This is a genomic window from Acinetobacter sp. YH12144 (genome assembly GCF_013418345.1).
In the GTDB taxonomy this organism is placed as follows: Bacteria; Pseudomonadota; Gammaproteobacteria; order Pseudomonadales; family Moraxellaceae; genus Acinetobacter; species Acinetobacter amyesii.
In genome coordinates, this window is record NZ_VPCD01000001.1 from 51,171 (window position 1) to 73,351 (window position 22,181).

Annotated in this window: 20 protein-coding genes and 1 pseudogene; 1 reads left to right on the plus strand and 20 read right to left on the minus strand. The window is 39.6% G+C overall.

Going from position 1 to position 22,181, the window contains the following annotated elements; translation table 11 throughout:
• Positions 1-33 precede the first annotated feature (33 nt).
• The 12 genes and pseudogenes from FTU79_RS00240 to FTU79_RS00295 all read right to left on the minus strand — a co-directional run bounded on the left by FTU79_RS00240 (position 34) and on the right by FTU79_RS00295 (position 13,145).
• On the minus strand, positions 34-1,644 hold the full coding sequence (locus tag FTU79_RS00240; protein WP_180048642.1) for an HNH endonuclease: 1,611 nt from the start codon (positions 1,642-1,644) through the stop codon (positions 34-36).
• A 90-nt stretch (positions 1,645-1,734) separates the two neighbouring features.
• Positions 1,735-2,748, minus strand: a complete 1,014-nt coding sequence (locus tag FTU79_RS00245) for an HNH endonuclease domain-containing protein (protein WP_180048643.1) — start codon at positions 2,746-2,748, stop codon at positions 1,735-1,737.
• Positions 2,741-3,325 carry a bifunctional 2-polyprenyl-6-hydroxyphenol methylase/3-demethylubiquinol 3-O-methyltransferase UbiG gene (locus tag FTU79_RS00250; RefSeq protein ID WP_180048644.1) on the minus strand — a complete coding sequence of 195 codons (585 nt, stop codon included), beginning with the start codon at positions 3,323-3,325 and terminating at the stop codon, positions 2,741-2,743. The genes FTU79_RS00245 and FTU79_RS00250 overlap by 8 nt, the downstream gene beginning before the upstream one ends.
• A gap of 73 nt (positions 3,326-3,398) precedes the next feature.
• Positions 3,399-3,629 carry an AlpA family transcriptional regulator gene (locus FTU79_RS00255; RefSeq protein ID WP_180048645.1) on the minus strand — a complete coding sequence of 77 codons (231 nt, stop codon included), beginning with the start codon at positions 3,627-3,629 and terminating at the stop codon, positions 3,399-3,401.
• A 76-nt stretch (positions 3,630-3,705) separates the two neighbouring features.
• Positions 3,706-4,590 carry a hydrolase or metal-binding protein gene (locus FTU79_RS00260; protein ID WP_180048646.1) on the minus strand — a complete coding sequence of 295 codons (885 nt, stop codon included), beginning with the start codon at positions 4,588-4,590 and terminating at the stop codon, positions 3,706-3,708.
• A 206-nt stretch (positions 4,591-4,796) separates the two neighbouring features.
• On the minus strand, positions 4,797-5,870 hold the full coding sequence (locus FTU79_RS00265) for a YqaJ viral recombinase family protein (RefSeq protein ID WP_180048647.1): 1,074 nt from the start codon (positions 5,868-5,870) through the stop codon (positions 4,797-4,799).
• Between the two features lie 132 nt (positions 5,871-6,002).
• Positions 6,003-7,037, minus strand: coding sequence for a DUF932 domain-containing protein (locus FTU79_RS00270; protein ID WP_180048648.1), 1,035 nt, complete (start codon positions 7,035-7,037; stop codon positions 6,003-6,005).
• 22 nt (positions 7,038-7,059) lie between these two features.
• The gene (locus tag FTU79_RS00275) at positions 7,060-7,338 is read right to left on the minus strand and encodes a hypothetical protein (protein ID WP_180048649.1); all 279 of its coding nucleotides are present in this window, start codon (positions 7,336-7,338) and stop codon (positions 7,060-7,062) included.
• A gap of 124 nt (positions 7,339-7,462) precedes the next feature.
• Positions 7,463-8,317 (minus strand): inovirus-type Gp2 protein, encoded by an 855-nt coding sequence (locus FTU79_RS00280; RefSeq protein WP_180048650.1) that lies wholly within the window; start codon positions 8,315-8,317, stop codon positions 7,463-7,465.
• A gap of 342 nt (positions 8,318-8,659) precedes the next feature.
• Positions 8,660-11,071: a hypothetical protein gene (locus FTU79_RS00285; protein WP_180048651.1), complete on the minus strand. Its 2,412-nt coding sequence runs from the start codon at positions 11,069-11,071 to the stop codon at positions 8,660-8,662.
• Positions 11,072-11,481: 410 nt separating this feature from the next.
• Positions 11,482-11,772 (minus strand): annotated as a pseudogene (locus tag FTU79_RS00290) (integrase); the annotation flags it as partial.
• A gap of 149 nt (positions 11,773-11,921) precedes the next feature.
• Positions 11,922-13,145, minus strand: a complete 1,224-nt coding sequence (locus FTU79_RS00295) for an integrase arm-type DNA-binding domain-containing protein (RefSeq protein ID WP_180048770.1) — start codon at positions 13,143-13,145, stop codon at positions 11,922-11,924.
• Positions 13,146-13,513: 368 nt separating this feature from the next.
• Between FTU79_RS00295 and FTU79_RS00300 the strand changes: the two genes are divergently transcribed.
• Complete coding sequence (locus FTU79_RS00300; RefSeq protein ID WP_180048652.1) at positions 13,514-14,500, plus strand: site-specific integrase; 987 nt, start codon at positions 13,514-13,516, stop codon at positions 14,498-14,500.
• Positions 14,501-14,606: 106 nt separating this feature from the next.
• Here FTU79_RS00300 and FTU79_RS00305 read toward each other — a convergent pair whose 3' ends face one another.
• The 8 genes from FTU79_RS00305 to FTU79_RS00340 all read right to left on the minus strand — a co-directional run bounded on the left by FTU79_RS00305 (position 14,607) and on the right by FTU79_RS00340 (position 22,178).
• A complete protein-coding gene (locus FTU79_RS00305; protein ID WP_180048653.1) occupies positions 14,607-14,882 on the minus strand; it encodes a hypothetical protein in 276 nt (91 codons plus the stop codon).
• Positions 14,882-15,631, minus strand: a complete 750-nt coding sequence (locus tag FTU79_RS00310) for an N-acetylmuramoyl-L-alanine amidase (protein ID WP_180048654.1) — start codon at positions 15,629-15,631, stop codon at positions 14,882-14,884. Before FTU79_RS00310 ends, FTU79_RS00305 begins: the two co-directional genes overlap by 1 nt.
• The gene (locus FTU79_RS00315; protein WP_180048655.1) at positions 15,628-16,185 is read right to left on the minus strand and encodes a hypothetical protein; all 558 of its coding nucleotides are present in this window, start codon (positions 16,183-16,185) and stop codon (positions 15,628-15,630) included. The genes FTU79_RS00310 and FTU79_RS00315 overlap by 4 nt, the downstream gene beginning before the upstream one ends.
• A gap of 284 nt (positions 16,186-16,469) precedes the next feature.
• Complete coding sequence (locus FTU79_RS00320; protein ID WP_180048656.1) at positions 16,470-18,557, minus strand: hypothetical protein; 2,088 nt, start codon at positions 18,555-18,557, stop codon at positions 16,470-16,472.
• 18 nt (positions 18,558-18,575) lie between these two features.
• On the minus strand, positions 18,576-18,962 hold the full coding sequence (locus FTU79_RS00325) for a hypothetical protein (protein ID WP_180048657.1): 387 nt from the start codon (positions 18,960-18,962) through the stop codon (positions 18,576-18,578).
• Complete coding sequence (locus tag FTU79_RS00330; RefSeq protein WP_180048658.1) at positions 18,959-19,246, minus strand: carboxypeptidase regulatory-like domain-containing protein; 288 nt, start codon at positions 19,244-19,246, stop codon at positions 18,959-18,961. The genes FTU79_RS00325 and FTU79_RS00330 overlap by 4 nt, the downstream gene beginning before the upstream one ends.
• On the minus strand, positions 19,243-20,505 hold the full coding sequence (locus FTU79_RS00335; RefSeq protein WP_180048659.1) for a hypothetical protein: 1,263 nt from the start codon (positions 20,503-20,505) through the stop codon (positions 19,243-19,245). Before FTU79_RS00335 ends, FTU79_RS00330 begins: the two co-directional genes overlap by 4 nt.
• A 53-nt stretch (positions 20,506-20,558) precedes the next feature.
• Positions 20,559-22,178: a hypothetical protein gene (locus FTU79_RS00340; RefSeq protein WP_180048660.1), complete on the minus strand. Its 1,620-nt coding sequence runs from the start codon at positions 22,176-22,178 to the stop codon at positions 20,559-20,561.
• Between the last annotated feature and the right edge of the window lie 3 nt (positions 22,179-22,181).

The window sequence follows — 22,181 nt, forward strand, 5'->3', positions numbered from 1 at the left end:
CTTTGCAGCCATAAGACGGCAAAGGGTAACTATTTAACTAGGTTGTTGCATTTGGATAAGAATAATCCCATGAGGCATCACCTTAATGCCATCATTACTTTCACCAGTTTTCAAAATCATCTGCCAGTAATCAGTAGAACGTTTTCCACTGAAAATCGTAGATGACAGTTGTGTATTCACTAAAAATGGAAGCGCTGCAAAATTTCTTAGAAAATTGCGAATATTCATCCAAAGCTGATCAGGGAACTTTGTTTGAAATGGCTTATTTGGATAATAAGCACCACCTACCGTACTGTAATAATTATTAATTACATCTCGCACGAACAACAGCCAATTATAAACAATCTCTTCTTTACTCAAACGAAAAGCTTTTAAGTGCTCGAGCGGAATGACCTGACCTTTTTGAATTTTACTTTCGATCTGACCTGTTCCAATATCAAAGTTATATTTATCGATATAAAACTCCTCAGCAATGATATTCATCAACTGGACCAATTGACTAATCTCAAGCTCTCGAGGATTTTCTCCTATATCAGTTTTATAATCTAAGCGCGTTTCTAATAGATCTGAATGAATAAAAAATGAATAGAATGTCCGTTCTACACTGCTATATGAAATTGGTTTTTCAGTTGCTTTACCTGCCATATCAATATAGTCACGCAACTTATTGTCTGGGCTAGTAATCACTGCATTGCGAACAGCATCCAGAACATAGCGTTTGATCTCTCGAGACTGACCTTTAAAGTGAGAAGCTAAATCCTTTTCTGAAAAGGTGAAATCATTTACGTCTCGTGCGGTATCTGTACGGTAACGCTGTAATTTATCTTGATATAAAGTACTACCCAAATGACGCTGTACAGATTTATCAAATGCTACTTGTTTTATTGTGGTGCCAGCGTTGAAATTTGTCGTAATCAAAACATCAGCATCCACGTCAACAAAAACTCTTACAGGTAAAGAACGCACGCCCAACATAATTTGCGCTGCTGCCTTATGTTGACCATCAAAGATAAAGATACCTGATTTATTATTTTCACTCTTCATCCATGCTAAAGGAATATGTAGTTGCGGTCTCTTTTGATAAAACTCTTCAACCAATTTACCAATATTAGGACCAATTGATCTTGGATTAATTCGTTGATCATGATGTAAATATTCTATTGGCATTTTAGCGAAAAAATATTTGAATCCACTTAGGTCATCTTGATAGAGCGGCAATTGGTAAATTTTTTCATCACCTATACTAGATAAGCTGAACTGAATGTTGTCACCTTCAATTTTAAAATTGAGTTCATGCTTCCCACCATTAGCTCTATCTAGAATATGCGCTAAATTTGGAACTTTATTATCCTGCTGTAAGTCTTCTTTTAATTGTTTAAAGCGTTGTAATATTCGAGCCACCTCAAGATTGCTTGCCTGTTTTGACCTATTGCAACTGGCATGGGTTACTGCAAAATTACTAGGGTCATCTTTGCCATTATGAGCAGATGGAATCACATGATCGATATCAATACTGTCAGAGTGAATGACTAAATCTATTGGCTTTTCACAAATAAAACACTGACCTTTTTGTGCTAAATGAAGATCATTAATCAATTTTTCTCTTTCATTGACACTCAATCTATTTAGATATAATGAAGCCATTCCTAAATCACCCACCCTTCTTGATACATATTTAAATTTTTATCTGAAGTATTAAATCATATAAGTTTCTACTTCTTTTACATATTGTTTTCAGTTGTCTATAGACCAAATAGAATAATTATTTTCTTTCGCCTGAGCATACGCCCACTCCGCCACCTTATGTGACCGCTCTTTATCGGTCAGGAACCCCAGTACAGAAATTCGATCCACAATAATCGAATCTTGTTCTTCATTACGTTCTTGCCACTTATGCAAAAACTCATTGGAAGCGAGTAAGTTGCGTTTCTTAGAATTACAGCTTGAATCCGCCAAGACAAAATTATGCCCCGTGTCCGATGAATACATTGACCAAGGAATGAAGTGATCAACTGCATAATTGCCTTTTTTCATTGGCTTATTACAGTAGAAGCATTTACAGTCCTGTAGCTCGACCAATACATTCGCAACTGCATTCAACTGGTTTCGATTCGGTTCAAACATGAATTGTTCAAGATTCGGTAATTTATTCAGAATTGGTGCGTTGCTGCTGTTCTTTCGGATGTAGTCTATCCAACATTTCTGACAAAGCTCTTCAATGATCTCGCTGAATTGACGTAGACAGTACATTACTTGGGGTAAAAGAATGAGTTGCTTTCCGCACTGATTAAGCTGAAATATAAACTCAAAATTTTGACCATTGATGTTTTGCAGATAACGTACTGGCATCTCTTTAACTGTGCGTGCCACATCTTTAACAAGCTTCAACCATATCAATGAGTCGCGCCTTAACAGTCCAAGAGTTGAGTAGCTCTGCCTTAATGCAATAATGCGATTCACAATGGCTGCTTGCTTGCCATTGTTTTGATTTAGGATCAGCTGACCTTCATCATTAAACACATATGGTACAGCCTGCTTCCAATACAACTCGATAAACTTTTCAGCAATATCTGTATATTCGAGCGATAGACTTCCACCTGCGTCTTCACCTTTTTCAATCGCCAATCGGCTTAGGCTAATAAGTAAAGCAAACTTATAGGTACTGCTAAAACTTCCTGACTGTAAAATCAGCTGAATATTCTTTAGAAATTTGAGCTGTTCCTGTGCAGTAGGAATAAAGTCAGGCATGTTTTTTCCAAAGTATATTCAGCCACTTTTCATCACGATCAGGTCGCTTATCCACTGTAATCCATTGCTGGATTTGTTCAACATCTTCAAAGAGCTGAAGTAATGCTTTTGCCTGAGCCACATCCAAATCCGTAAAAGCCCTACCATCTTTTTCTCGGTCACTGTCGCCATACTTAAATGACATATACAGCACACCATTTGGTTTTAAGGCTGTTATCAACTGCCCAATGACTTCAGCTAAGCGATCACGCTCACAATGCAATAAAGATGCACATGCCCAAATTCCATCATAAACCTCGAGTTCATTAACTTCATAAAAGCTCTTAAACTTCACGTGAACACCAGTAAGTTGAGTCGCTCTCTTTACAAGCTCTTCTGAATAATCAATTGCATCAACCTCATAACCTTTATTTTTAAAAGCTAAAGTGTCACGACCTGACCCACAACCAACATCAAGGATACGAGCTGTTTTAGGCAACTCTGTTAAAAATGGTTGGTATAAACTAGCCATATCAACGTGCAAAGTTGCTTCAGCAAAATCATCTGCAAAATTATTGTAGTAATCTATTGTTTTCATTAACAACTATTAGGTTATAAGACATATTCAGTCTACTCGAAAACCAAAAAATAAGGGAGCATCAGCTCCCCAATTATTCACGGCTTGCCAACTTATTTTCAATCCACTGATGGATCTCTAAAGCTGACCAGCCGATACGATTTTTGGTGATCTTTACTTTCTTTGGAAAAGTTGGATCATAATAGGGGGAGTTTTCATCCATCATTTCATAGATAGTAGAACGGCCCACACCAACGAACTCTACAACCTGCTTAATGCTAATCAGCTGCTGCATCTGAAATGTCTGACCTGTAAATGCATTCATGTTTATTTCCTCATCTCATGTTGACGAGCTCCTCGCTCATGAGATACGGCACATCTGTGTGTTTTTACCTGCCGGCTTAATTCAATGCAGTCACTGCTCCCTTTAACTCCTGCTGTATATCAAAAGCATTGGTTTCATTACTTTTCGGCTGCTGTTGATCATCCGAATAAAACTCTTCAACAACCTCCAATCCCTCCTCTCCATCCATCTCAAATTGCGCATTGGCAAAGCCTTGTCTGGCGATATGGTCCAAAGCCTCCTGATAGAACCCCGCCTGTTTACTTTGCTCATCAATTTGCTTTGCCATGACAATCGCGTCATTCAAGCTAATACCGTCCTTTAAGGTTAAATCCACGTAATACACAGGCTGGCGATAACTCTGAGTTGTGCTTTTACCTCTTAGCGTCAACTGCAATGGCAGACATGAAAGCAAGCCATTCGAAGCCGCATGGTAATAACTCAGCCGAGCAGCCAAGGTGCGGATACTATTGAAGCCCGCTGTCCTGAAAATGAAGGTGCCAAATTCATCAGACTCATCTAAGTTCACATGCAATCGTCCATAAGGTTTGCAGTTGCCGCCCTGAGCCAATGGACATATATCTGGCGAGGGACATGGCAGTTTCTCTATCCCTTGCTGTGTTCGCCTTTGACAGGTTTCACCATTTCCCATACACACAGGTCGACCCGTTTGCCGGTCAAACATGGTGTACTCTGCTCTTAAGTTCAGATCAGGATCATTGAAGATCATACGGACAGGAATCGTCCGCAGCTTTTGATTTGGCACATTGACCCGCAGCTGCTCATCTAGCGGATGCTTAATCCATCCTTCTTTGTTCTGAATTTGGGAGGTTATGGTGAATTGGTCGTCTTTTTCAGGCAGACGTTTTCCGTTCTTTTCCACTACCCGCCCAATGCTGATTCGTCCAAGCATTGGCGGCGTGATTGCTAAACCTTTAATCATGCTGTTTTCCTCTTTCTGCATTTTTATACAAAACGGCCAAATCTATAGAGCACCCGCCCTTTAGCCGATTAATTTAAAATTAATAAAAACAAGACACACCAATGGCCACGGGGGAATATGTTGTGCATCGGTCTTTTGATCTGGCAAAGCTGTCCAATGCCCTGTTCTTTTTGAGAATGGGGCGAAGGGGCTGCTTTGCCGATTTTTTATGCTGGCCTGTCTGAAAGCGACGAATCTAAATAAATGTTGAAGCGCCTGCTTCCAGCTCTATACAATGGGTAAAGCTCAATCAAATCGGGGTGATGCTTCAAGACAGCTTGTGTATTCAAACCAACACTATCTTTGGCTTTCTTCCACACCACTGAACCACGGCTGAATACTGCACGCTCAGCATCCTTCATCATCATCTGAATCTGATGCTTAAGTTCATCAAATCGCTCCTGCTTATGCTGAATCTCTTCTTTCAGTTTGATCAACTTATCAAACATGAGATTGGCGGTTTCATTCTGTGATAGATCTTCAACTGTCAGTGGGACATGACTTGGATATAGCCTTTGGATTGCTTCCGCTGCCGATGCACTTGCATCGACCGATGGCGGTGTATCGTTTTCCACACATTCCCAGAAATAACGTTCTGCATTGATGATGTGCTCAATCACTGATTCAGATCGTGTGACCTTAAAGATTTTGGTTTCATGTCCACAGAGCAATACACAAACATGGGCTGCCAGTTTTCCTGTCACAGCCAATTGATGCTGCACCTGACACAATACATATAGCGGCACACCATCTCGCCATAATTTGGCTCCATGCTCCCCTGCAGTTTTACATTCAAGAATTTGCACTTCCTCATTGCCAACAACGGAGTAATCCAAGTTTGCCAACATAAAGTGCTTGTCAGGATCAGGATGCTGTAGAACAGCATTCACACGGCGGACCTTGGAATTGGTGTGCATGCTGTAATACTCAGCGACTAAGGGTTCTAGTTGCTTGCCCCAATACAGTGGTGCAAGACCCGAGCTTTCATCTTCAATCGACTGCGACTGACGGCCTGTTTTGATCAGCCACAGTTCGAGCATCGACATGTAGGGGTTTAAACCGCATGCTGTTGCAGCATCACTGCTGCCAATACCTTGTTTACGGACTTCAAGCCAATCCTGATAGGCCATATCTTTGGTACTGACCAAACGTTTGGCTGTATTGGAACGCTTAGCTGTGATTAAGGGATTTATTGTTGGTTGTGGAGCTTTCTGGTGTGTTATTGGGATCATTTGATTCATTGCGACATCCTTATAAATATAGATTTCTGTAAATATTGAACGGCATAAAAAAACCATACCCAGCTTCATGCTGGGTATGGTTGATATGAGGTGGAAAGTATTTAGTTAGATATGGCTTAGGCTAAATGTATCTCAGGCAAGCAATGCCAAAGCTTGCTCTAAGCCTCTTTGTTTCAGACTTGCACCTGCACCAAACCATGCTGAGTCGAGACGATGATCTGTACTCATGGCACGACGTTCATGATCAACAAATTCCGTGATCGAACAGAGTAAGCCATAAGCCGTATCCTTAGCCGATGAAAGATCTGCTCCTCGTCCCTGACCATTAAACATGTCGAGTGCTTTAGTCATCGCTCTTCCATTTGGTTCAGTTTTGTTTTGCTGTGGTGGGTTGCTTGCCACCTGACGGTAGAACTGAATAATGTTCTCCTCAGGATCTGCAATAGACATGGTGCTGTTATTGAAGACTGCATCAAAGTAAGCTTTGGCTTCCTGCTGACTCACTTTACGCTGGCTTAATTGTTTCATTTCGTACATGTGTTCATCCCATGCACGCACTGAAACACCCAATTGCTGTTTCACTTTCTCTGCATCGAACTTGGTGCTGTGCGGCACTTTGACCACACCTGAACTTGCAGTTGCGCCTTTCAAAGCAATCGCAAGCGTGTTATTGCACACGACACGGATACTGGTAAATTGCGCTGTTGTTGCCAAAGTTCCATCGCAGGCCGACGCAAGCAAGATATAGCCATTACTGACATCCTTGCCTTTCAACGCTGTACTTTGACCTGTACGCGCCAATGCCCAGAACTTCTTACCGCCCTTCAAGACACCTGCTGTTTCAAGCTCGAAGCCTGATTGTTCTGTTAGATCACGATAGAACTCCAAAATCTCTTTTGGTTGAACTTCCTGATAACGCTGACTAACCACAGATAACGGTGCATGGGTATCTGAGCGATACAGCACACGCTGTTCTTCAAATGGCATGATAATGCTTTGACCACGTTCATTCTGAGCCATATAACTGACATCAGATGTTTCAATACGCCAATCCATTCCTGCCTGCCGCGCCCAAACTTCCAGAGGTTGATTGGGACTCAGCTGATTACCTAAGCCATGCCAAGGCGTTTCACCTACATAGGCGATTTGTTCAATTTGATGGGCCATTGATTCGATCTCCTATGCTGGCTCAGCGAAAGTTCTGCTGACAATGATTACAGTGGTAGTAAGTCATAGTGATCGGCTTTTTCGGCTCATCAAACACACTACTGAATAAACCACCAATGACTGCGCCTGCGAGACCTCCTAAAAGTGGTGACACAGGCAAAGGTAGGCTCTTTGAAATGGATGCACCAATGGTCGCTAATGAAGCAGATGCTCTTAGACCCGATAGTTCAGTACCATTCACTTGTTGATTCACAATTTGGATGACCTGATCGGATAAGCAGTAAGGACAAGTTAAACTCATAAGATATACCTCAAAAATGAAAAAAGGCTTACCGCATGGCAAGCCTCTGTTTTTGAATGTTAGGGGGAAATAAACATTCTTCGTTCATGTTAATGATGTATATCTATGATTTTTTGGAATCCCGTTATCTGCGCCCTGAGCCACCTTTACTAAACTTCCGCATGCCCTTCAAAGGAGCTCTTAAGTATTGATCATCTTTATCAGGATCAGCTAAATAACCTATTGCTTTTAACGCGTTCCCTACCTCTTTAGAGTTACGCCTTTCAATCATTCCAATACCTAACTGATTCAAACCCCAATAATACTTTTTATGCTCAGCTTGATTGCAGTTATAAAACTGTCCACACCCTCCTGTAATTTTATCTTTCCACAATTCACCAATGCACTGTCCTAAGTAAGAATCTCGATTACGCAAAGAACCGTTATATATCAGCAACAGATGACAATGATACCCTCTGCTTTTTCCACCCTGCTCTAGACGATAAACATACCCGACCTGATCCTTAAAAATAGTATCCTTATCTTGAATGCGACTAACCAACTTCTCAATATCACGATTGAACTTACATATACTCGGTTGTGACAAAACCTTGTATGACAGATCAACTCTTACCAAGAGTAGCTTACGATGTCGATCTAACAGCTCATTAAAATAATTTTTTAAACTTCCTTGGTTATCTCGAATCTGATCAATGAATCCATCCAAGAAGCTTTCCTGCTTTTCAGCCAACTCCCGCTGAAAGCATTGAAATACGCTCTTACTTTCAAAGATCTCCTGATCCTCACAAGAAATATTTTCAGGGAGCAGATTGAAATAGGCTTGTACTAAAGGGCTGTATTTACAGTCTGGATTGTGAACAGCTATTGCTTTTCTTTTAAGTGCATCAAAGTCCGACTGGAAATCATTCCAATGGTATTTTCTTTTAGATACCTTAAGCATGAAGTTTTCAATGTTCAGTAAGGTTTGTGCTTCGTTCACGAATGTATTTCCTATGCTTAGTTAAAGACATAGGAATCACTGCTCAGTATTTTTTACACACGGACTGAAATATGGATCTCAATAAATAACCTTCATCATTTGGAGTGATGAAGGTTGATTAAGAATGTTTAAGTATTTAATAAATAATATTAAATATATATCCTAGCGATCTATACTTGGAAGATACCCCAATCTATCGCACAAGAATTCACAATCTCTACTTCTATAGCAAATATGGAAAATCTGACGATTTTCTCTATTTATAGGGATAAAGTGGAAGCGGAAGTTAGGTCAGTATTTATCATCCAAAATCAGTCAAGAATTAAAAGTTAAATTAGTCACCTATTCAATGTTGCCACTTACTGTTGGATTACTTGATATTAATTGATCAGAGTCACTTACATTAGTAGCTTTGGATGGCTTATCAATAGATTTCCGTTTCGGGCGCCCTAAAATTAAACACTTTTTTCTACTCAACATTTTATATTCAGATGGAGTAACTAGGATCATTTGACAGTGAGCATAGTATGTAGATGCATAATGAACAAACAAGCTTTGCTTTTTCCTTTGTCCACTATAGAGAATAACTGAAGAAAAGTTCAATTCTCGTTCCTCTAAAACCACTGATACAGGCTCAGCAATTAAATAAGAATCACTAAAAAATTTAAATGGATTAGTTACACCTTTCATGGTTTTTTTAGGATGTTTTTTATTATATGTTAAAATTTGATCATGCTTATATTGCACATAATTAGCCCAATATTCTTTAACCTCACCCAAAAGACTAGAGGAAATTTCGCTTACTTTGTCATCAATCCTAAAAATCAACGTTGCATCAATATAGTGCTCTTGAGAATTAGGAATATATGCTGCCACATGACCATCCAAATACATTGTAGCTGTGCGTCTACGTTTAAGATTCTCAATATAATCTCTAAACATTGCATCAAAATGCTCTGCACCTTCTTTATCGTTAACCTCACACTTAAAAATAAATCGGCAAACTACAACATCTTTACCATTAAGCACATGTTTAAGATAACTTTTAATCGTATCTACTTTTTCATCCGCTTTGATAAATTTCTTTCTTTCTCTATTTATGCTTTCTTTAAGCCTAAACTGTTCTTCCCTTAAATCTCTTTTAAGGCTTCTAATATCATTACAGAAATAACCTTTTAATTGAAAGCTATCAACAAAATGGCTAAGAAAGCGATAAGAATGCTCTGTACTTAATTTCTTTGAAATATTGTCAGAGTTTTTACAGCAATAAAATAAAGAACATAGAATGAACTGCCTAAAGATGAAAGAAAGCTTGTTAAGTGATGGTGATCTCAAAAAAATATCTGAATTATTTCTTTCACTAAATTCATAAATTATTGTTCTATCCAGTCTAATTAAGAATGATTCTATATACATCATTTCTTGTACATACACATCTACTTCGACTATAGCTTGTTGCCGATACAAAAGATGAATCACCTGTAACCACTTAGCATCTTCAATTGGCAACTCTTTTGTAGTGAAGAAGCTATTCATTTCAAATGAGTCAATTTTTTTTACTAGCTCATCCAAATAAAGTGGACTAGGCTTTGATGGCTTACACAGCAAATCCGCTCTTTCTTTTGATTTATGGAGATTTTCAACTTTATCCTTAAAACACATACCTTTATTTAAAACGAGTCCCTTCAGATCCTCTTGAATCTTCAACTCATCATTTTTATCTAGATTGATCAAAAATGTACTGCATAAAAAATACTTTAAAAATTTATCACCGAATACTTTTCTATCTTTTTTTGACGATAGCCCACCCACAAATTTTTCCTTGGGATATATTTTTTCAAGCATAGCTGCATAATTGATTATAGAAACTTCAGAACTATGTATCTCACCAACTATTGCAAAAACTTGCTCGTAAATTTTTTGGTAAAGCAGCTTATGATTATTATAGACCGTTGTTTTGTAGATAATCAGATATGATAAATTGATCGTTCCATAACTAACAATGTGACTATGATTTATATACATTAATATCGCATTATCATTTCCCAAATAACCTTGCAGTCTCTGAATGACCTTCGCCAATAAAGCTCCCGACCAAGAGCCTTCAGCTCCATCTACCATAAGCAGTGTGGAAGGTAATTCAATTTCAATAACACTTGAACCAATTTGTATATTTTTTTGCACTAAATAATCATAGTCATCCATAAGCTGTTTATGAACAGAATTCTGCTGATTTTCTTCATCCTGTATTAGCCGAGAGTGTCCCAATCTCCCTTCTTTAACTTGTCTTTCAAATTCTTCAACGTATTGAAATACTTTCTCCGCTTGAAACGTCTCGACCGTCCAATTTACAAGTTTAGTGCTCAGATTTTCTCTCTGATCAAAATAATAAGATGAGTAACTAGAAATCAATGAATCAAAAATATAGTTTTCATGGAATTTTAAAAAGGCCTCATGCTGTGCCTCATCGACCAAAACCAACTTTTTATAAAACTCAATAATTCTACTCTGCTCCTCTAAATCATTTGCCATCTTTGCCTTCTCATAGTCATTCCTCGTTGGCGCAGAGTGACTTTCTATTTTTAGCAACGCTCCATGTAAGCTTTCAAGAGCAAGAATTGTCTCATGATAAATATATAGATCATTAAATTTTTGCATGCTGCTCAGACCACTTAATCTGAGCCTAAACTTTTCCTTGAGATAAGCAAAAAGCCCCTCACAAAACTCTTCATCCTTCAATAATACTCTTAACATTAAATTCAAATTCCCCTCTAAAGTCTTCGTGTAGGTCTGACAAAAAAAACTTTAGCACTGTATTATTTTAAATATGCTATAAAAATTGCTACTAAAATCCTTTAAAACAAAGATTAAATAGATTTATTTTAATTTCTATCCCATTAATAATATCACTTATACTATAGATAGTTATGATATATATATTTATTTATGTAGGTCTATACCCTTAATTTTACTTATGAAAAACTAGAGTCAAACTTATTTTTTGATGAGTTAATTTGTATACATCAATAGATGATCATCTAAACCTGAATAAATTTCAGGCATAAAAAAAGACGTGCTAGGCACGTCTCTGAAATCAATTTAAACTATAATTAAGTGAGAAAATAAAATGAAAATACCCCTACTTAACACCCCCAATTTCTTACCTATTCCCAAGGCCACTCCATAACTTTTGCCCACTCATCCCAGTACTTCACTCGGTTATAGTCGGATCTAATTCGGTTCTGAGGAGCATGAGCAAGCTGGCGCTCAATTGCATCCAAACTGAATAAATTTGATTCATTCACAATCGCGCTGAGCAGATATTTAAAACCATGGGTTGTCATTCGACCTGCATAGCCTGACCGCTTAATCACAGCCAGAATTGATTCACTACTCATTGGTTCTTTATTATTTAGATGATACAAAAAAAGGAGTTCTTGGTTGTGAATCAATCTTGATACTCGTCGCTCTTTGAACATCCTCTCCCTTGAGGACACTATAAGTACTGAGTCCATTTCAGGATTTAGAAAAGAAAAAAGCCTTAAAAAATTAATTTCTTAAGGCTTTTATTTTAATCGACTCTCTATTCATAACAATATAGATATCATCCACTTTCAAGTTGATCTAAATAATTAGACCATGCCTGCATCATCGCTGTTCGTTCTTCTAAGTACTTAGTACGGTTGTACGCCCGCCCATGCATGTCACGAACCTGATGAGCTAACTGCTGCTCAATACGTTCGATCGGAAACTTTAAAACTTCATCTAATAAGGTTCTTGCCGTTGCTCTAAACCCATGCCCAGTTGTTTCACCATTCTCAAAACCATATTGTTTCAATCGTTTATTAATAGTCGACTCACTGATAGTTTTCGTCTTATCCCGCATCGAAACAAAACAGTAATGTGTATGCCCAGTCATTTGATGTAGTTCTTTAAAAAGTTTTAGCACTTGATCAGACAGAGGAACAATATGTTGTAAAGCTGTCTGATTCTTAGTTTTTGGTGGTGTATAGCTCCATGTTTTATTTTCAAAATCTATATCTACCCATTTTGCTGTTCGCAACTCCCCAGGACGTACAAATACATGAGGTAAGATTTTCACTGCATAATCAATAGCAATATCCCCACGCCCTACATTTTTATTTATATTTCTAAGTAGCTGTCCTAAATGCTGCTCATCCGTAATTGCAGCCCTATGCTTGGTTTTCCCTACCTTCAAAATCCCGTTAATTTGATCAGCAACATTGAACTGACACAAACCTAAAACAATTGCATAACGAAAGACCTGCGAAGCTTTGCTTCTCATGCGCTTTGCCGAATCCGTTTTACCTTGTTTCTCATATAGACGACATACTTCTAAAATTTGCGATGGTGTAATACTGTCTATTAGATAATTACCAATTGCAGCATATAACTTATCCCAAACAAATTGATTCCTTCGCTGAGTACTAGGCTCTAACTCTTCTGTTTTACGATATTCATCTGCAATTAGCTGAAAAGTATGTTTTTTATGTTGTGTTAATTCATCTTCACGTTTTTTCTGCATGGCAGGATCAATATTCTTCGCAAGCTGTTCTTTGAACTCACTTCGTTTTGAACGTGCTAATGCTAATGTGCAGCTTGGATACACCCCAATAGCAATAGTGGCTCTTTTCTTTGTAACTGGGCGAATATAATCAAAACGCCAATATGCCCCACCTTTTATATCTAATAGTAGATAAAGGCCGCCACCATCTGAAAGCTTAATATTTTTCTCAGATGTTTTCTTTTGCATTGATATAGCTGATTTAATTTTTGAGTCAGTAAGACTAATAACAAGTTTAGGCATCTTTTTACGGTATATTTTTTCAAGAAACAGGATGTACCGTAAAAAATACCGTAAAAACTTACGGTATCCTAAAACGCCTTCGGACATTATCGGACAATAGACAGATATAAGTTATTAATTTTTAATAATATTAGGATTAAGTCGAATGTAATCAAACAAGGAAATGGTGCGCTCAGCGGGCACTTTCCGAAATTTGCGGTTTCCTTACTATTCCTTGGTTCTCCTTAGTTTTCCTTATTTTTTCTTTATTTTTATGGGTTTAAGTGTGGCTCATTAATTCAATAGTTTAATGTTTCCTTATTATTCCCTATTATTCATTCTATATTGATTACGCCAAATTTACGCCACAACATTTTAAAGGAAAAATTATGGCCACCTTTAGACAAAGGGGTGATGCTTGGCGAGCTGAGATTAGTGTGAATGGTACTCGGGAAAGTGCGACATTCGACACTAAGACTCAGGCTCGCGCATGGGCATCTAAACGTGAAACTGAATTAAGAGAGTTATCACGCGGAAAGCTACCTGATTATACATTAAATTGTGCAATTGAAAGATACATTGCGGAAGTGTGCCCAAAGCACAAAGGCTGCGATGCTGAAATTAAGCGATTCAAGGCATTTCAGAAAAACTTTCCTAAACTATGCAAAAAACACATTGCTAAAATATCTACAGATGACTTTGTGGTGTGGCGTGATACTAGGTTAAAAACAGTCAAGCCCGCTTCGGTTAGGCGTGAAGGAAATATACTGTCAGCTTTGTTTACAGTAGCACGCACAGAATGGAAATGGGTATATGAGTCACCTATGAGTGATTTAAAGATGCCTCCACCGCCAGCTCACCGTGACAGACGAATCACAGAAGATGAGATCGAGCGATTGTGTCTTGCGGCTGACTTCAACAATCAAGCACCTGAAAACTTTACTCAGCAAATTATAATTGCCTTTTTGCTTGCGCTTGAAACAGCTATGCGAGCTGGTGAGATTCGCGGCCTAACTTGGGATCGGGTTTATTTAAAGAATAGATATGTGACTTTGAATGAAACAAAGAATGGAACCAAACGACATGTGCCCCTGTCAAAGCGTGCTGTTGAACTACTTGAATTGATGAGGGGAATAGATAGCCATAATGTATTTACTGTGAAAGATGCCAGTTTCGATACGCTTTGGCGAAAGTTGCGAGATAAGTGTGAAATTGAGGATTTACATTTTCATGACTCAAGACATGAGGCATGCACCAGACTTGCTAGAAAGCTTGAAGTTTTAGACTTGGCTAGAATGATTGGTCACAAGGATTTACGCAGCCTCATGGTTTACTACAATGCTACAGCAAGCGAGATTGCAAACCGTTTGGATTAGTATTTATCCACATTTTAATAATTTAATGTGTTCTAAAACAGCAAACCCCAACACGCCTTGTTGCGTAGGGTTTGCACCAAAAGCCCTTACTTGAGGGATTTAACTTTTAAAAAATAGCTTTCAAAGCATTAAAAGCTGTCTTAACTGCATTAATAAAACGGATAATCAAAGGAATCCAATAATCAAGATTATTGAACACTTCCCTGATTTCCTTTTTAGCGTACTCAATAACCCAGCTACGCTTTTCTTCACCAGATAAAGTACTGCTCTTTAGTTTCTCAGCTGCATCCATGTACTTCGCTACTTGGCTTAGAATTGGGCCACCAGATTCAGCAACCTCAAGCGTGGATTTGGCGACTTGTTCAATTGTTAATGTAGTCATTATTTAAGTCCTTTTTCATAGTCAATTAACACTTTAGCCACAGCCTTAGCAGCCAACCAGTAACGCGCATTGAATCGAGCAAGTTCATCTTCGTTAGAAATAAAACCAAGCTCAACAATCAAACCGCCAGCATTCACGTATGCCAAGCGACCACGTGCAGATTTACTTTGATCAATCCAACCATTATCACCACGTAAGCGACTACCAAGAGCATCCGCTACAGCTTTGGATAAGTCTTGAGCAAGCTTCTTGTCTTTCGGCAATGCAATCGTTTCCACCCCATTCGCTTGTTTTGAAGTCGCTGCATTCATGTGAAATTCGACTGCTACACTTGAGCCTTGAATTAATTTTACCGCAGCAGACAGTGGGTCGTTCTTGGTGCCGGTACCATCGGTTTTGACCTGCAATCCGGCTTCACGCAAATAATGAGTCACTGCATTGCGGAAATTGACGACCAGATCTGCTTCTTTGGTTTTACCATTGACTGCACCGGGATCCGTATTACTGTGCCCTGCTGTAATGGTGGCAAAGCCTAAAGTCTGATTATGCAATTGTGGCTGTGCAATCTTACGACCTATCCAGCTCAAAGCTGGCAATACTGTACCAATAATGAAAGGCGCATATTGTTCAGGGATAAAATTAAAGTCTAATGCCCATTGCAGCACTAAAACCGCAAGCATTAAAAAAGCCCCCAGCAGTGGGAGCTTTACGGATAAGTACTGAAATGCACTTTCTTGGATTAGTTTCATTTTTCCTCTCTTATATTTCGCTCGTAAAGTTTATTTCGGATTTCTTCAACCGTTCTTAAAAGCTGCTCGGCCTGTTTTTCAAGAACTTGAATAGATTGGCTATTTGCCATTGTCTGAGTATTTACTGTGTCTGTTTTGCTCGTCTGAGTATTCCAAGCGACGACGAATAGACCTGCTAAGAAAATGCCACCAAAGCGCACAAGGTTGGTAATACTGTCAATCTTGGTTTTGCTCTCATGTAGCACTCTGATCTGTGAATCCACCTCCTTAAATCTTGGCTCAACTTCATTCCTGAGTTGCTTAATCTCGCTTTTAAAGTTTGACTTTGCTCGGTCTAAATCTTCTTGCAGATTGTCACGAGTTTGAGTTAAGTCATTGCGGGTCTGTTGATGCTCTTTGTTGAGTTGCTCCAACTGCATATTCATGCGGTCAAGTTTTTGGGGCATTTCAGCAAGCTTATCCATATTTTTTGATATGTCGTTGATCTTGTCTGAGATGGCAAGAAGCTGCCCTGCTGTTGCTACTGGTGGGTCTGTCGGGTAGTCATTTGGCATTGCGCCCCCTAATTTTTGGCAATAAAAAAGCACCTTTCGGTGCCATTGTTTAAATGATTCAGACTTCTATCTGACTGTGTTGACCTGATGGAGCTGGTCGTATGATTTGTTGATTTGAAATGAACACACGTTGCCCTATGTTGTAGGACGTCCCGCTGGTACAAAGTACTGGTCCCGATCCTCCATTCACTTGAACACGGTATTCAGGATGGCTTGCAGAAGTGATTGTTCCAATTAACTCAACATGCGTCGGGTTCAGTAGTTTACGAAGTTCAAATAATGGATTACTCACGATGAATGCGCTCCACTTTGATGGATTCCGTCACTTTGCCATGACTGAACGAACCGCTCACAGAATCAATGATTCCCCACCACTGTCCGTGGAATGCCACGGTTTTACCCGGCAGCATTTCTCCAATTTCTTGAGAGACCAGCAAACCCGATAAGGTGTGGAATTCTTGAATATTGGCTTTAATCAACTCCATCTTGCCAAAGCTTGCACCCGACACGACATCAAACATTGGGCCAGTCACAGCTTCAAGAGGAATATCACCTGCAGTGTTGCGCTGTTTCACAGTCAGGCTGTCACCACTTCGACTATTCACGACATTAATGGCATTGAAGTCGGCGATGTAATCCTTGTTTTGTTCAATGGTTTGTTGAATCACTATACTCTGTGAAATCAGGATATCGTAGTCGCCCACAGTCATTGCATCCCAATAGCCCTTTTTATAACGAGGCAAGATTGAAAGCGTATTACCTGACTTTTGGCTGTAGATAAAACCACCACCAGCTTCAACAACCTGCTTTATTGCATCCATTGGCGCAAGTTCCGCATAACTTAGGCTCTCAATTGGTACGATCCAGCCGACGTCATCAATCAACTTCCAGTCCAATTCAGTACCGGATTGAGCTCGATCAATTTCTGCTTGAACGAGCTGTACAGAGGTTCGCTCATTATCTTGGATAAATGATCGCTTATTGGTGTAATCCGCTGCATTCAATGCTGTGACACTTCGACCATCATAAGTGTATGACTTGTTCGCAAACTTAATTGTCTCTGTTTCGGTCTCAAGCAATACATGATGTTCAAAACCATTGATCATTAATTTTAGAATCACCGGCTGATCATTGATTGGCTGTAACTTCTCTTTTTCCGTTTGCGCCACAGTAATCGAATAAGACCAGCACCACGTACTACGGCTACAGTTGTATGTACCGCTAATCACTTTAATCGGCTCACCATTATCTAAGCGTTCCGCACTTAAATCATTCACGATATACCACCAGTTTTTATTTGGTAGTGCTGGAATACAATCATCCGCACCAAAATTTAAAATGACATTGTGTGAATCAACGTCATGACACAAGCAGACAAAATTTAAATCACCGCTACCTTCATATTTAGGTATTTCTGGCTTTGGCCAAGGTTGAATCGGATGTTTGCGATAATGAATGGATTTGGCTTTATCCCAAGGCAATTCTGACTTGGTGATAATCTCTAAGCCTTTATCCCATTCGAATGAAAAGCGCTTATCGAATTGCTCAGCGACTTCATGTGAATAGGTGAATTGCTTGCGCCTGCGGATCATTTCCTGCCAGACCGTTTCCCGGTTATGCCGCAGTTTGATCGCTTCTTCATGCAGGTAGCGCTGATGAATAAAGCGTTTATCACCTTCTTCCCAAACCATATAAGCATCAGAGCTCAGACCAGTAGCTTGCTCACACATGTATCTAACAACACGATTCAGCGAGCCCGCCTGTTCAAATCGAACATCCACTTGATTAGAGAGAACCAAACTCTGCTCATAAAAAAGAGCCTCATTTAAGACTCTTAAAACTGGCTTAGACCATGGCATTTTCACCACACTTAAACTGGCAATAGCCTTTTTGAACTGTGCACCAAAGGTTATTGATACCCCTAAAATATGGTTAATATCGAATAATGCTTCGATTTCAAACATAAAATTAGTATCAAGAACTGTATCAATCGTACATAGGTTTTCAGCGAATTCAGCAACAATTTCAAAGCTAAAACTGGTGTCTAGGACGGTATCAATCTGCCCGACAACATCTGTGTTTTCTTTAAAAACCGCAACGACTTCAAAGTTAAACTCAGTATCCAGTACCGTGTCTATGACTGCAGTATTTAAACCACTTTCGGCATAAATTGCAGTGACTTCAAAACTAAAATCAGTCTCTAAAACCGTGTCAATAACTGCGGATACATCATCCCCAAAGTTTAGATTAGTTGAGCCGTCGGCTAGGTGCTCAAAATTGAGAATGATGTTGTGGCTGTCGGTATTATCAGGCTTAAAATTTAGATTAAGGTTGTGCGCATCAACGGTGCCGAGCTTATTTTTAAAATCCACATGAGCACCTTTTTTTAGTTACGGTCTAAGTTTGATGGACTGGATAAACAACGTACCACCCAAAGCCAAATTGGTATTAGCCAGCGATATATCAGTACCCACGGTTAGATCAGCAGCGACTTCACCTGCACCATTATAAATCCGTGCCCATGTAGCTGTGCCCGACTTAATCACCGAGCCTGTATCAGTGGGATGTAATTCAACATAAGTTGGCGTAGTTTCTTTAATGCAGGGTTCAGGAAAAACCAAAGTGACCAAAGCATTGTTAGAATCTGCCGCAACGTCTGTATTTGCAGGCTGCACACCCTCATAAAAAATAACGGTAGCACTTTGGCTGCCGCTATCCATAAATTCTGAAAAGGCTTGAATCATGGCAAGCCGAGCATTGACGGATGTTTTACTCATTTTGGCACCACATTATCTTGAATGACTGCGTTGAATTGAGAAGCTGGATGATGAGCAACAATAAAGAATTTGGTTTTTGAAAGATTTCTAAACTCATAATTACCATTAACATCTGTTTGAATATCCGAAATTAGACGGCCAGTGCTTTTTTCAAATAACCTAACTCGACACGGAATATTACTCCCCATTTCGGTAATTCGCCCTTTAATTACCAATGGGTTTATGTATGTTTTTGTTGCGTCTTGAGCAAATAGATTAAAATGAACTGCTGTATCTATTTTCATACACTGTCCCCTATATCAAATAGCATCTGCCCCAGTTCGTAAGCCATGCAATAAATCGGCAGTTTTATCTCACTGCCATCTAAAAATGCTAATAAATTTCCATAAGGAGTAGCCTGACCCAACCAGTACACTCCTGGCATATTGCCTCTCGGTACATTGCTGTCCGACTCAATGATTGGCAATCTAAATGAAAATACTGGCACATCCGCATCAGGCGGTTTGAAGTAATTTGAGTAACCTGTTCTTACAACACTTCTCGGTGGCAATGTTTTTGCAAAAACCGATTTTGATTGTTTTTTATAATCACTTAACAAAGAAATTTGTTTATCAACACCTTCTACTGAAAGGGCTGATAAACCATAAGGGAGTACGCTATCACTTGCTTGTTTATTGTTGTGCAACGCAATAATCGCCGATGTTTGACTATAGTCTGCATCAAGTGGTCCAAAAAAATAAGGGAACATCCTACCTGTGTAGCTATTAGATGTATGAAATCTAGCAAACAAATAGAAATATGAGTCATTTCCAACTATCACCCACTCTCTCTTTCCGCTCGGAGCTGGTGTTGTTTCATTTGTTGAAGAGTTCTCATTCCCACCCATAGCATAATACCACTTCGCCCAACCATTAATTACACTTGTACTACTCCCTGTAGCCACCCAATTTTTATCAGGGGCATTCACATCAAAAGGGGCTTGTGCGCCAAGCATCGTATCAATACCAGTCATATCTTCAACAATGCCGACTTTTGCATATTTGGCGTAAGATTGGTTGTAAGCAGGGTCTAGCTCATCAACTACACGCAAAAAAGGGCGTGAAGCAAGCAAAGTATTAGACGAGCGATAAGCCGCTTTCCCCCCTGTACCGCTTGCGTGTGTTGAGCTAAACGGCTTCTCCCACCCTAACGCTGGCAATGACGCACTAATGGTACCTGTAGCTGTTGTTACGCTTGGCGCTGCTGCGAGCTGAAATGTAATTGTGTTGGTATTCGGCACTGTCAGAATACGATGCTCACCGTTAAATTCGGTTTGGTTTGCACCTGCAATTTTAATCACTTGATATTGCATAAAGTTGTGAGCAGAACCAAAAGTCGCTGTGACTGTCGTTCCGCTTGCAGTCAATGTTGAAACAGTTTGCGAACCAAAGCCATTAATCAGACATGCATCTAAAACACTCAACATACACCCAAATTGATTGTTTAGCTCAGGCGCTCCTGTGTTTGTGTAAACGTAAAACTTGGTATCTGTACTTGCGACCATTTTTATTTATCCATAAAAAAGACCGCATTAAGCGGTCATATTTGATTTAATTTTTAAACCACGCGATCAATATCACCACGTAGCATAATTTGGAATGCATCTGAGATTACTGTAGGTTCAGACTGCTTCACAGTACGAATAACCCAAACAGGGAAATTACAAGCGATGGTGTTAAATCGCAGAACGTTACCATTGGCCCAACCACTACCCCAACCTTCTTTTTTAATCACGAAATATGGCACCCCTGTGACCGGATTGATCGGGGCATAATCTGCATTGGTTGTACCTGTACCGATCTGCCCTGTATATTCACCCACGCATTTAAAGTTTGTGCCATCCGTAAACTGGATATACCAACGCTCTTGAATTGCGCCTTTATTCGTGACCTGAATTGGATAAAGCGCATCATTGTAATTCGCACTGATTAACGTGCCCGTCGGCTCATCTAACCATTGATTTGACCAGGTCTGTTGCACGAATTTTCGTGTATAACGCGCTTGCATATCATTGATGACCAGTGCTGATCCAACGATTGTATTGTCTGCATCATAGTTGTGGGTTAATGGCTTGGTAAAAGTGACTTGGCCATTAATTTGTACATCCCGAATCTGCCCCATATCTTGATACCGATACTTGGCAGTTAATGGCTCAACCAATCCCAGCAGCGTGAAATCCCCGCCTAGCGTCACACGGCCATAATCATAATCAACGGTGTATAGGTCATGGCTGACTTTCACTCCGTTTGCATCTTCAAGCTCGCACCACGCAATACGCTGATCATTTAAGTCGTACGTCGTACCGGCAATCGCACTTGGTAATGCTTGTGACTTAGTTGAACTGACAATACCAATACCACCGACTCGGAAAATCGGTACGCGACCATCGATGGGTAGGCGCGTGGCAGACAAGCCCAGTAATTCAGAATCAATCGGCAGATAGGTATAAGCAATAGCGTTATAGCGAACGCTTGAAGCATCTACCCACACTGGCACATTGATGTAAGTCTTACTCGCTTCTTCATATTCAAGCAGTGGATCGTACCAGTCTTCAGCTTCCAACTCCGCACGATTGGCAGCAGTCACTTCAGTTTTGGTGTAGAAATAAATCTGCACAAAACCATTGTCCCAATTCACCAGACCGTGAGCACGTGAAGTCTCAATCACCCCGTTTTCATCGGCAGTCAGTGTGAGCTGACCATGCTCAAGCGTGCCTACGACCACGGTTAATGAGCTGGGTCGAAGTGGAATCACTGGCGTTCTGAAGCTAATATGGCTTAGTGGTGGCAGGTCGGTTGTTGTTGCTAATGACTCTAGTGTTAAGATGTTATCTGTGTTGGGTGCCCATGAACTAACATTTATCTCACCTGTACCATATTTAACCTCACCCGAAAGTGTGCCGCTCCCGTTATTTTGATCAATATTTCTATATAAAGTCCCAGTACGGTCAATATAAGTCTCTCCACCTAATTTGAAACGAATAGAGCTTGGTAAAATCTGTTCACTAAAACCATAAGTTAGATCAAACTTTAAATTCCCGCTAGTGATTGACTTTGCACCTATTACACCTCCATCCGCATCCCGATAACGAGCTTTAATTCCCGTTGTTTCTGAGTATGCTTTATATGTCACAGAGGATTGAACTATATTTTTAACTGATGACTGATAAATTGTCATTTT